At 45.9% G+C, this 13131-nt stretch carries 5 protein-coding genes and 1 pseudogene; 4 read left to right on the top strand and 2 right to left on the bottom strand.

The features are described from left to right. Positions 1 to 416: 416 nt before the first annotated feature. From topA to pbpC, 4 genes are all read left to right on the top strand, one after another. On the top strand, positions 417 to 2966 hold the full coding sequence (gene topA / locus JHD69_RS12980) for a type I DNA topoisomerase (protein ID WP_199140769.1): 2550 nt from the start codon (positions 417 to 419) through the stop codon (positions 2964 to 2966). Positions 2967 to 3036: 70 nt separating this feature from the next. Next, the gene (locus tag JHD69_RS12975) at positions 3037 to 3441 is read left to right on the top strand and encodes a hypothetical protein (RefSeq protein ID WP_199140768.1); all 405 of its coding nucleotides are present in this window, start codon (positions 3037 to 3039) and stop codon (positions 3439 to 3441) included. A gap of 200 nt (positions 3442 to 3641) precedes the next feature. Then, entirely contained in the window at positions 3642 to 9227 is a 5586-nt protein-coding gene (locus JHD69_RS12970; protein ID WP_199140767.1) for an alpha-2-macroglobulin family protein, read from the top strand. Between the two features lie 213 nt (positions 9228 to 9440). Continuing rightward, entirely contained in the window at positions 9441 to 11819 is a 2379-nt protein-coding gene (gene pbpC / locus JHD69_RS12965; RefSeq protein ID WP_199140766.1) for a penicillin-binding protein 1C, read from the top strand. Positions 11820 to 11828: 9 nt separating this feature from the next. Here the strand turns inward: pbpC and JHD69_RS12960 are convergent, their stop codons facing one another. Together JHD69_RS12960 and JHD69_RS12955 are read right to left on the bottom strand one after the other, a co-directional pair. Beyond that, positions 11829 to 12542: a lysoplasmalogenase gene (locus JHD69_RS12960; protein ID WP_199140765.1), complete on the bottom strand. Its 714-nt coding sequence runs from the start codon at positions 12540 to 12542 to the stop codon at positions 11829 to 11831. After that, positions 12517 to 13131, bottom strand: a pseudogene (locus JHD69_RS12955) (hypothetical protein); the annotation flags it as partial. The gene JHD69_RS12960 and the pseudogene JHD69_RS12955, both read right to left, overlap by 26 nt.

The following is a 13131-nucleotide window of genomic DNA, read 5'->3' as shown; positions in this document are numbered from 1 at the left end:
AAGATAAGAACAAATTGGTTGGCTTGAATAATCGAAACGTCAAGAAAATTTACAGTGGCTTAAACCAGATAATCTTTAAGGCAAATAACAACATCTTCATGCCCTTAATGCCTTCATGGTTTTAAAAAACCGCTTGTGCGCCTCAGAAAATCTAAGAATAAACAAATAACGTGGTCTTAACCGGTAAAAGCCTAATCAGCCAAAACGCCATATGCAATATGCCGTACACTATACGCCATCAGGAAGTAAATAAAATTATTTTTTTTAGCCGTGAAATAACCTGTCTAAAACCGTCCATACCTCATCAAAAAGAGGGAGTTAGCCATTTGCATGGCCTTGTTAATTTTAAAATAAATACGGTGCCAATTTTGAATTTAGCTTAATTTATAGTTTTATTTGCAGCAAAAGCGTTCTGAATGGCAAAAAATTTACTGATCGTCGAGTCACCTGCAAAAGCTAAAACCATAGAAGGGTATTTAGGAAAAGATTTTTTAGTGAAATCTAGTTACGGCCATATCCGTGACCTCGTAAAAGGTGATATGGGAATAGACATCAGCAATGACTTTTCGCAGACCTACGAGGTACCTGCCGATAAAAAGCAGGTGGTTACCGAACTCAAAAAACTAGCTAAGGAGGCCGAAATGGTATGGCTCGCGTCCGATGAAGACCGCGAAGGAGAAGCCATTTCCTGGCATTTGTTCGAAACATTAGGCTTGAAAGAAGCCAATACTAAGCGTATCGTTTTCCATGAGATTACCAAACCTGCCATTTTAAAGGCCATAGAAACCCCGCGAACCATTGATTATAACCTGGTGCATGCCCAGCAGGCACGCCGCGTTTTAGATCGTTTGGTAGGCTTTGAGCTTTCGCCAGTATTATGGAAAAAAGTAAAACCAGCTTTGTCTGCCGGCCGGGTACAATCGGTGGCGGTACGCTTAATTGTAGACCGCGAACGCGAAGTTAACCAATTCAATGCCACGACTGCTTTTAAAATTACGGCCCAATTGAGCACCGGTAAAGGCCGCGAAATTGTAAAGGCAGAATTGCCACAACGTTTTGAAAAGGCAGCAGATGCCGAAAAATTCCTGCAGGATTGCGCAAGTGCCAATTTCTCGGTAAGCAACTTGGAGGTAAGACCTGCCAAAAGAAATCCGGCGGCGCCATTTACCACTTCTACCCTGCAACAGGAAGCTTCCAGAAAGCTGGGCTATTCGGTAGCCAGAACCATGCAAATTGCACAGAAACTTTACGAAAGCGGTAAAATCACTTATATGCGTACCGATTCGGTTAACCTTTCTGAAACCGCCATCGCTGCCGCTGCCGCCGAAATCAAATCGGCTTATGGCCAGCAATACCACCAGCCAAGGGTTTACAAAACCAAAACAGCCGGCGCCCAAGAAGCGCACGAGGCCATCCGTCCTACTTACTTTAACCAGCATACTGCCGGGAGCGACAATGCCGAAAAACGTTTGTACGAACTGATTTGGAAACGTGCCATCGCTTCGCAGATGAGCGAAGCCATATTTGAAAAAACAACAGCTAATATCCATATCAATACCCGCAAAGAAGAACTGATTGCCGAGGGCGAAGTATTGAAATTTGATGGCTTCTTAAAAGTATACCTCGAATCAACCGACGAAGAGGAAGATGATAACGACGACAACAACTTGTTGCCACCCTTAACAAAAGGCCAAACGCTATTGCTCAAGGAAATGGCTGCCGTTGAGCGTTTTTCAAGGCCTCCAGCCAGGTATACAGAAGCCAGTTTGGTTAAAAAACTGGAAGAATTAGGCATTGGCCGACCTTCTACCTATGCCCCAACCATTTCGACCATCCAAAACCGTGGCTATGTGGTAAAAGAAGACCGCGATGGCAAAAAACGCAATTTCGTAAGTATGGTATTGGCCGATGGCCACATCAGCAAGCAAACCAAAACCGAAGTTACCGGAGCCGAAAAGGCTAAGCTCTTCCCTACCGATATCGGCGAAGTAGTAAACGACTTCCTGGTAGAACATTTTAAGGGAATTGTCGATTTTAACTTTACGGCCAAAGTAGAAAAGCAGTTTGACGAGATTGCGCAAGGCCTGCAAGAATGGACCAAAATGTTGCATTCTTTTTACCAGCCTTTCCACACCGAAGTAGAAACCACCCTAGAAACGGCCGACCGTGCCAATGGCGAACGTTTATTGGGCGTTGATCCGGTTTCGGGCAAAAACGTATATGCCAAAGTGGGCCGTTATGGACCTCTGGTACAAATTGGCGACTTAACCGACGACGAAAACGACAAGCCACGCTATGCCAGCCTGTTAAAGTCGCAGTCGGTAGGAACCGTTACGCTTGAAGAAGCTTTAGACCAATTTAAACTGCCGTTCCAGCTTGACGATTACCAAGGCAAGGAAGTTTCGGTGGGTGTAGGCCGATTTGGTCCTTACGTAAAATGGGGCGATGCCTTTATTTCGATCCCTAAAAACGAAGATCCGTTAAGCGTTGATATGGACAGGGCTATTGAAATTATCCAGGAAAAAATGACTGCCGATGCACCGGTTGCCCAATACCAAAATATGCCGGTAACCAAGGGCACAGGCCGTTTCGGGCCATTTATTAAATGGAACGACCTGTTTATCAATGTACCGCGCGCCTATAATTTTGAAAACCTTTCGCAGCGCGACATCGAAGAGCTGATTAGCAAAAAGATAGAAAAAGAGAACAACCGTTTTATCCAGCAATGGACAGAAGAGAAAATAGCCATCGAAAACGGTCGCTGGGGACCATTTATCCGTTTTGGCAAGGAAATGCTGAAACTGGGGAACAATCCGGCCACCAAGCAAAAATACACTGCCGAGGAATTGGCTGCTATCTCTTTGGATGACGTTAAAAAACTGATCGTTGCTCAAGTACCCGATGCTTTTGAACCCAAAAAGAAAAAAGCACCAGCCAAAAAGAAAGCGGTAGCAAAGAAGAAGTAAAAGTTTACGGTTAACGAGTTACGGGTTAGAAATAAACATAACGACTTTCCAACCTTAAGACATTAGCACATTGAAAAAAGACCTGCCAGAAAATATTGTTGAAGATGTAGCCATCGCCGTGGTGTTGATGGGCGAAACGCCAGAGGTAAAAAACTGGAACGTGTATTTGGTCAATTTCAAAAAAGAACCCATTACCAACGTGCTCATTACCTCCAAAGGTTATGGTGAGAAAGACGGCAAGCAAGTCAAAACATCGTTGCTAAGACATTTTATAGGCGATTTGGCTCCGCAGTCGTATGCCGCGGTTGAAGCTATTGATCCGGCCGTGTTTGGCTTAACCAACGAATACTGGCTCAGCTATTATATCGGAAAAGACATTTTTGATAAAAAGTTCATCTTCCTTCCCGAAAGCATCATCGATAACAACCTCATCCGTATTCCCCTATTGAACAAACCCGGAGTAATGATCAAGTAATTTATTGATAAATTAGAAGGTTTGTCGTGCCGCGCAAAGAAGCCCTTTCTCCTGCAAAGATTACTTCGTTATTCTTCCTGGAAAGGACAGCTATTTTTATCCTTTTGTAGTCAGGACTGAAAACTGGAGAATCGTTGATAAATAAATTCTTCTCTACAAAGCTTTTTCGCTAATTTTCATGCATCACCCACAATTTATGTATGGAAAATACCGGAAAACCCATCGCTTCAGCTTCAAAAAAGTATATTCTTATCGGCCTGCTGGTGGCCATTGCGGCCGCGGCAGCCTTTTTGATCTTTAAAAAGAAAAAGCATCAGGACAACCAGGCTTATGCCAAGTACATCGAATCTTATACTTCGGGTACGATTTCTAAAAAGAGCTTTATCCGCGTGCACTTGGCCAGCGCCGTCAAGAACCTGACCGACCTGGGCAAGCCCGACGAACGCGAATTGGTCGATTTTTCGCCAAGCATTAAGGGAAAAACCTATTGGATTGATGCCCAAACCATCGAATTCAGACCTAGCGAAGCGCTCAAGCCCGATCAAAAATACGAGGCCACCTTACACCTCGATAAAATTACCACTACAGAAAAGGGCCTCGAAGATTTCGACTTCGACTTTAAGGTGATCAAACCGGGACTTAGCCTGAGCCAAAATGGCTTGGTATCGCAAAACAATACCTCTTTGGCCTACATGAAACTGAGCGGCGAGGTAAATACCGCCGATGTAGAAGAACAACAGAGCATTGAACAGGCCCTAAGTATTGACTTTGCGCAAAAACTCAAAGTTAAATGGCAACATAACCCAGAAAAGCACCAATCTACCTTTACCATCGACAGCATTAAAAAAGGAAGCAGCGAACTGGCACTCCTGCTCAAATGGAATGGCGATGCCATTGGGGCATCAGACAATAATGGCGAAGCAAAAATCATGGTGCCTGCCAAAAACGTTTTCAAGGTACTCGATATCAAAGCCATTCAGGGTTCGGAAGATTATGCCTTGATTCAATGTGCCGAACCGGTAAACGTGGGTCAGGATCTTAACGGATTGATTACTTTGGGAGCCCTGCAAGACCTTCGTTTTACGATAGACGGCAGTCAGATCAAAGTTTATGCACCCGACGAACTGCAGGGCAATTACAACGTTACAGTTAATACGGGTATCACCAATATTGAAGGCAAAACATTGCAAAGTGCCAAAACGGCCAATATCATCTTCGAAAACAAGCAGCCTTCGGTTACCATAGCAGGTACTGGAACCATACTGCCTAATTCGGGCAAATTGGTATTGCCTTTCGAAGCCGTTAACCTGAAGGCGGTTGATGTAACCATTATCAAGATCTATGAAGACAACATTCCGCAGTTTTTCCAGGTAAACAATTACAAAGAAGGCAATGAGCTCCGTCGGGTGGCCAAACCGGTAGTTCAAAAAACCATTCGCCTAGACGAAGACAAGGCCATTAACCTGCACAAAAAAACACGTTTTACGCTCGACCTCGACAAGCTCATCAGAACCGAGCCGGGTGCCATGTACCGCGTAACCATTGGCTTTAGACAGGCTTACAACGTTTACGACTGCAAAGCTGACGAAACCAAGGTTGCCGATGGTGACGAAGGCGACGAAGACTATGGCAGCTATGGAGAAAAAATAGATGAAGACGACGAATTTTGGGAGCGCTACAACAGCTACTATCCCAATCACTACCGTTGGGACGATCGCAACAATCCCTGCACGCCTTCTTATTATACCAACGAACGCTGGGCCAGCAGAAACCTCTTGGCCTCGAATATTGGGCTGATTGCCAAACGTGGCAACGACAACAGCATGCTGGTGGTGGCAACCGATCTGCTTACCGCAAAGCCTTTAAGTGGTGTCGATATAGAATTATTGGATTACCAAAGACAGGTATTGACCACGGTAAAAACCGATGGAGACGGTTGGGCTACCTTCAACCTTAAACGTAAGCCTTTCCTCTTGATTGCCAAGAACGGCAAAGAAAGAGGCTACTTAAAGCTGGATGACGGCAACTCGTTGCCTTTGAGCCGCTTCAATGTGGGTGGCGATGTGGTGCAGGAAGGCATCAAGGGCTTCATTTACGGAGAACGGGGTGTTTGGCGTCCGGGCGACAGTCTTTACCTATCCTTTATCTTGGAAGACAAACTGAAAAAACTGCCCGAAAATTATCCGGTTACTTTCGAGTTTTATAATCCGAAAGGCCAGCTATCCAAAAAAATGGTAAGCGCTCAGGCACTAAACGGTTTTTATACCTTTAAAACCGCGACCGAAAGTACGGCGCCAACAGGCAATTGGCTGGCCAAGGTGAAGGTGGGTGGTGCTTCGTTCTCTAAAACCATCAAGATCGAAACCATTATGCCTAACCGCTTAAAAATCAACTTCGATTTAGCCGGGAAAACCTATTTGGGCAATGGCGCCTCATCGGCCACTACCCTTTCGGCCAAATGGCTTTTTGGTACCCCGGCACAAAACCTCAAAGCCAAGGTAGATGTAAACCTGAATACCATGCAGACCAAGTTTAAGGGTTTTGACGATTACAGCTTTGACAATCCCACCATCAACTTCCAGTCGCAGGTAAAAACCATTTTCGAAGGCACCCTAAATGCCAATGGCATGGCCACCGTTAATACCAATTTAAGCGAAAATAATACTGCTCCAGGTATGTTAAGGGCTAATTTCACCACCAAGGTATTTGAGCCGGGCGGTAATTTCAGCATCGACAATTTTAGCATCCCTTACCATGTTTACGACAATTATTTAGGCGTAAAAACACCAAAAGGCGATCGCCTGAGTGGCATGCTGGTAACAGGGCAAGACCATAAAATAGAATTGGTAAATGTTGACCGCAATGGCCGTTTAATGACCGGCAGCAAAACCGTTGAAGTAGAACTGTACAAAGTGCAATGGCGCTGGTGGTGGGAACAAGACAATCAGGAAAGTTATGCCAATTTTACGCAAAACCAATACAACAAACTGGTTCAAAAGCAATCGGTTATGCTTTATAATGGCAAAGGCTCTTGGACCCTGCGCATTAATGAGCCCGAATGGGGCCGTTACCTCATTTTGGTACGCGATGGCTTTGGAGGCCATACCACCGGCAAATCTGTGTATATAGATTGGCCGGGCTGGGCACAACGCGAACAGGCCAACAACCCTACCGAAGCCTCTATGCTTTCGTTTACGGCCAACAAAGAAAAATTTAATGTAGGCGAAGAGGTGGTGCTCACCATCCCTACCGGAGAAAATGGACGAGCCTTGATTTCAATAGAAAATGGCAGCCGTGTGCTTAAAACCTATTGGATTGACACCCAAAAGGGCCAAACCCAATTCAAGTTCAAGGCCGAAAAGAACATGGCGCCCAACGTATTTGCCAACGTAACCCTTTTGCAGCCCCATGCGCAAACCTTAAACGATTTGCCGATCAGGATGTACGGTGCCATTCCGTTAAGCATTGAAGATCCGGAAACCATATTGAAACCGGTCATCAAAATGCCGGCTACCCTAAAACCAGAAGTAGAAAGCAGCATTACCGTTGCCGAAGAAAAAGGAAAAGCAATGACCTATACCATTGCCTTGGTTGATGAAGGCCTGCTAGACCTTACCCGTTTTAAAACGCCAGATCCACATCGCATTTTTTACGCCAGAGAAGGTTTGGGCGTTAAAACATGGGATTTGTTTGATCAGGTATTGGGTGCCTGGGGAGGTAATCTTGAACGTATTTTGAGCATTGGTGGCGACGGCAGCGTGAACAGGAACCTTAATCCAGCAAAAGCAAACCGTTTTAAACCTGTCGTTAAATTTATGGGGCCGTACAAACTCGGCAAAGGCGAAAGCAAAACCCATAAATTTACCTTGCCCCAATACATTGGTGCCGTTAGGGCCATGGTTGTTGCGGCCCAAGAAGGTGCTTATGGCTATGCAGAGAAAAGCGTTGAGGTGAAAAAACCGTTAATGGTATTGGCCACGCTGCCAAGAGTAATTGGTCCGGGCGAAAGCTTTACTTTGCCGGTCAACATTTTTGCCACCAACAATAACCTCAAAAACGTAAGTGTTGCATTGCAGAGCGGGCAACTGTTGGTTAATGGCGCTAAAACACAGCAGCTAAGCTTTAAACAGGCCGGCGAGCAAATGGCTTATTTTCAGGTAACTGCCCCTGATGCCGTTGGCGTGGCTAAAGTGAAAATCGTAGCACAAAGCGGTGCCGAAAAGACCATTTACGACGTAGAAATGGATGTACGCAATCCAAATCCTTATGTAAGCAATGTCATAGCGGCTACCCTGCAGCCTAAACAAACCTGGAAAACCGCATATAGTCCAATCGGCATGGCTGGCACCAATTCTGGCACGGTTGAAGTATCTTCAATTCCGCCAATCAACCTGAACAAACGCCTGGGTTATTTGATCCAATATCCGCATGGTTGCGTAGAACAGACCACCTCAGGTATTTTCCCACAATTAATGCTCGATAAGCTTACGCCATTGAGCAATCAGAAAAAAGCCGAGGTTGAACGAAATATCAAATCGGGCATTAACCGTTTAAAAGGTTTCCAAACCACAGAAGGTGGCTTAAGCTATTGGCCGGGCGAAGGATCGGCTGATGAATGGGGAACCAATTATGCCGGACATTTCTTGGTAGAAGCCCAGAACGCAGGCTATACCCTACCGGTTGGTCTGCTCGACGAACTGATCCGCTACCAAAAAAGCAAAGCCAATAACTGGGTACCTAATAGCAACAACTTTTATGGTGGCGATTTAAGCCAAGCCTACCGCTTATACGTGCTGGCCTTGGCTAAAAAACCAGAAATGGCCGCCATGAACCGGTTAAGGGCTTTTGAATACCTATCGGTAAGCGCTAAATGGCGATTGGCAGCGGCTTATCAATTGGCAGGCCAAAGTGCGGCTGCCAATGCCCTGGTTAAAGGTTTAGCTTTAACTGTAGAGCCTTATAACCAACTGGGTGGCACTTACGGCTCTGAATTGAGGGATGAGGCCATGATTATGGAAACACTGACCCTGATGGGCCAAAAGGTAAAAGCCGGCCAATTGCTGCAAAGCGTTGCGGCTCGTTTGGGCAGAGATACCTGGTACAGTACGCAAACCACGGCCTATAGCTTATTAGCCATTGCCAAATTCTGTGGCCAAAATAGCAGTGCAAACAAGTTGCAATACAATTATGTAATCGATGGCCAAAACGGAAACGTAAACAGCGAACAATACCTGAACAGTAGTCAGCTGGGCTTTAAAAACAACAAGGTGAGCATTACCAACACCGGCAGCAACGTGTTGTTTGTGCGTTTGGTGCTGCAGGGGCAACCAGCGGCTGGCCAAAACAGCTTCCTGCCAAACAATCCCGATGCCCTGGGCTTGTCAGTAAGCTACAAAACCTTGAGAGGCCAAATCCTCGATCCAAGCGTGTTGAAGCAGGGAACCGATTTTTATGCCGAAGTAACCATCAAAAACCCTGGCAAAATGGGTTATTACGAACAAATGGCGCTGACGCAGATTTTCCCTTCAGGATGGGAAATTATCAATACCCGTTTAAACGACAACGAAAGTATACTGGCTTCGTCGCCATATACCTATCGAGACATTAGGGATGATCGCGTATTCACTTATTTTAACCTCCGAGAAAATGAAACCCTCACCTATAAAGTATTGCTCAATGCTTCATATTTGGGCAAATACTACCTGTCGGCCGTACAATGCGAAGCAATGTACAACAACAACATCAGTGCTACAGTGGCCGGCAAATGGGTGCAGGTTATCAAATAGTTTTTAGTCGATGGTCCATGGTCATAGCTAAATTGACTATGGACTATTGACTTATAACTGCAAACTAACACCTAGAGCCTCGGCCAAATATTAATCATCAAAAAACGAACAAACCCCGCTGCAAACCTTAAAAAAGTAACAATTTTTTCCATAACCTTGATTTTGATATACATCAAGCATTACCACAAAATGTTACCCCTTTGCGTATAAAAAATGATCAGAATACCCAAAGCATTTCTAATTAGCGATGGCATTTGCCTTTTAGGTGTACTGGTTTTTCTGTTGGCTTGGCCCAAACAATTGTTCAGAAGCCCTACCTCTTATGTAGTAGAGGCCAGTAACGGCGAATTGCTCAGTGCATCGATTGCAAGCGATGGGCAATGGCGCTTTCCAGTGGCCGATTCGGTGCCTGATAAATTTGCCAAATGCCTAACCGCTTTCGAAGACCAGCGCTTTTTAATGCATTTTGGTGTAGATCCGGTGGCTATGGGTCGTGCCATGAAACAAAACCTGCAATCGGGCAGCGTAGTCAGTGGTGGCAGCACCATTAGCATGCAAGTCATCCGCTTATCGCGCAAACAAAACCGTAGCATTTGGCAAAAGCTGATCGAGATGTATTTGGCCATGCGTTTGGAACTTGGCCATTCTAAAAAAGAGATCTTGGGGCTCTATGCCGCCAATGCCCCTTTTGGCAGCAATGTGGTTGGCTTGGAAGCCGCCAGCTGGCGATATTATGGCCGAAAAGCAAGAGACCTCTCGTGGGGCGAAATGGCTACCTTAGCCGTGCTGCCCAACAGCCCATCGCTGGTACGCCCCGGCAAGAACGCCCATAAGCTCATCAAAAAAAGAAACGATTTACTGGATAAATTGGTAACCTTGAATTACATAGATCGGGCTACGGCCAATCTTTCCAAAGCAGAACCCATCCCAACGCAACCACTGCCTTTACCTCAGTATGCGCCACACCTGCTTAACCGTTTTAAAGCGGAAAGAAGAACTTTAAAATTGCCTTCTACCAAATTAAGTTCAACTTTAAATTACGATTTACAACTTAAAGTAAACGAATTACTTAAAAGATACAACAACAGATACAAAGCCAACGGGATCAATAACATAGCAGCCTTGGTGCTCGATGTAAAAAATGCCAAGGTAATGAGCTATGTGGGCAACAACTACCAGCCCGAAAACAAGGAGCTCGAAAGCCATGTGGATATGATCAAGGCACCTCGAAGTCCAGGGAGTACGCTCAAGCCCCTGCTTTATGCCAGCATGCTGAGCGATGGCTTGCTACTACCTCATTCGCTGGTAGCCGACATTCCTACGCAAATTGCAGGCTACACGCCTCAAAATTACGATTTGGGCTACGATGGCGCCATTGCGGCCGACAAGGCCCTAAGCAGATCGCTCAATATTCCGGCGGTAAAAATGTTGCAGCAGTATAAGTACGAGCGCTTTTACGACCAACTCAAAAAACTGCATTTTAGCACACTCAACAAACCTGCCGATCATTATGGTTTATCGCTTATTTTAGGGGGCAGCGAAGTAACCTTGTGGGATTTGGCCAGAAGTTATATGGGCATGGCCCGTACGCTTAACCACTTTAACGAATACCAAGGCCGGTATAATCCTCATGATTATGATGCCCCTTCTTATGTTAAAAACAAGGAGCAAACCATCGATAAGGGGCAACTGGAACCAAATTCGGTACTAGACCACGGAGCCATTTGGGCCACTTTTAATGCCATGGAAGAAGTGATGCGTCCTGGCGACGAAGGTTTGTGGGAACAGTTCTCCTCATCGCAACGGATAGCCTGGAAAACCGGGACCAGCTTTGGCTTTCGGGATGCTTGGGCCATTGGCTTAACTCCAGATTATGTGGTTTGTGTATGGGTAGGCAATGCCGATGGCGAAGGCAGGCCTGGCTTAATGGGTATTGAAGCAGCGGCTCCCGTCCTTTTCGATATTTTTCGGCTCTTGCCCAACGCTAACTGGTTTCAAACCCCAAAAACCAAGCTCAAGAAAATTGCGGTATGCAAACAAAGCGGCTTTAAGGCAGGCGAAAACTGTCCCGAAAAAATAAGCGACATGGTGCCTTTTGCTGGAGAAAAAACCAGGATATGCCCTTACCACCAACTTGTTCACCTCGATGCAACCGGTACTTACCGTGTAACCGACAAATGCGAAAGCCCCGCACAAATGCAACATGCGAAATGGTTTGTATTGCCTCCGGCCATGGAGTATTACTACAAGATCAAAAACAGCGATTACAAGCCTTTGCCCCCCTTTAAACCAGGTTGCGACGAACCGAGCAATCAATTGCCGATGGATATGATTTATCCCAAGAACAATGCAGTGGTCTATATCCCGGTAGAGCTGGATGGCACACGGGGCAAGGTTATCTTCAATGTGGCCCACCGTAATCCAAAAACAAAAATCTATTGGCACATCGACGAGAACTACGTCGGCACCACCCAATCTTTCCACCAAATGGCCTTAAATCCTGCTCCGGGCAAACATACGCTTACGTTGGTTGATGAAAAGGGAGAACGCCTGGTACAGATTTTCACTATTCTGGACCGGGAAAAACACTGATTTTAAACATTACATCGCCGATTTCTTCTTCATCTTTCGCTCTACGGTGCCCATCGTAATAAGGTATTGCGCCAGCATGTAGGTCGACATTATCCAGAGGCCAGAAGTTTCGAAAGGATGTACAAAGCGATTATAGGCCAATATCGCGTCAGAAATAATAAACAGTACAGCACCCCACATCACCAGCTTGAAACTCAAGGTATTTACCCTCCCTTTGCGATTGGCGGCCATAATGCCCATCAGCGAAATCACAAAGGCATAAACCATTACCGGTATTTTCATGTCGGCCAAATAAGGGCGCAAATAAATATAAAATACAATACAGAATACGCCAAAAATAACCAGCGCCCAACGCGTATAGCCCTTTTGAATGCGCGAATTCCAAATATAATCGAGGTAAAATGCCGTAATGTATAACAGATGCCCAACGAGGAAAGAAGCCAAGCCCAACAAAAAAAATGAAGGATGAGCGGTTTGGAACATCAAAAAGCAATCGCCGAACAAGCCAAACAACAAACCGCCAAATACACGCTTGACAAAACGGCCCTTAAGCTGGGTGTGGTAAACCAGAAACAGCAGCAACGAAATGGTAATGAGCGGCTTTACAGCATAATGAAAATCAAGCAAAACCAATTTGGAAGTAATCGGGTCAGATTCTACCAAAAGCTGGACAATGAAGATGAGGATGAAGGCAAAATTAAATTGAAGATGTTTCTTGAGCATATATGATTTTGTTTTGTATAAAGCAGAACCAGATGAACGAACCTGCCTGAACCAGCGTAAAAACAATAGCTAAACTATTAAATATAGCCATATCCTTAAATAAGTAGAGCCCAAGGAGGCTTACTATGAGACGAATAAATTCGAAATACTTGAGCCAGGCCCTGCCTTCCAGCAGCGCGCCACAACTTAAGAGCGTCAAAATGGTAAAAACAGCAGCGGCCACAACAGTTTCTCCGGTCATTTTCAGATATAAAAACAGTAACATAGAGCCAACGGCCAAAGCTACCACAAACTGAAACAAGACATAGCCTACCAAAGCCTTGCTATAATAGGCATCGTACTTTTTATAGTGGGCCACGTCTATTTCGGGAGCTGGCTTAAAACCGCCCAAAGCAAGCGGAAACCTGTCTCTTATACACATCTCCGAGCCCACGAGACAGTACTCATGATCGCGTATGCCGGCTTCTGCTTGAAAAGGGGGGGGGGGGGGGGGGGGGGGGGGGGGGGGGGGGGGGGGGGGGGGGGGGGGGGGGGGGGGGGGGGGGGGGGGGGGGGGGGGGGGGGGGGGGGGGGGGGGGGGGGGGGGGGG

The organism is Pedobacter sp. ASV12 (assembly GCF_016429155.1).
GTDB lineage: Bacteria > Bacteroidota > Bacteroidia > Sphingobacteriales > Sphingobacteriaceae > Pedobacter.
This window is presented reverse-complemented; position numbering and strand designations above follow the sequence as displayed.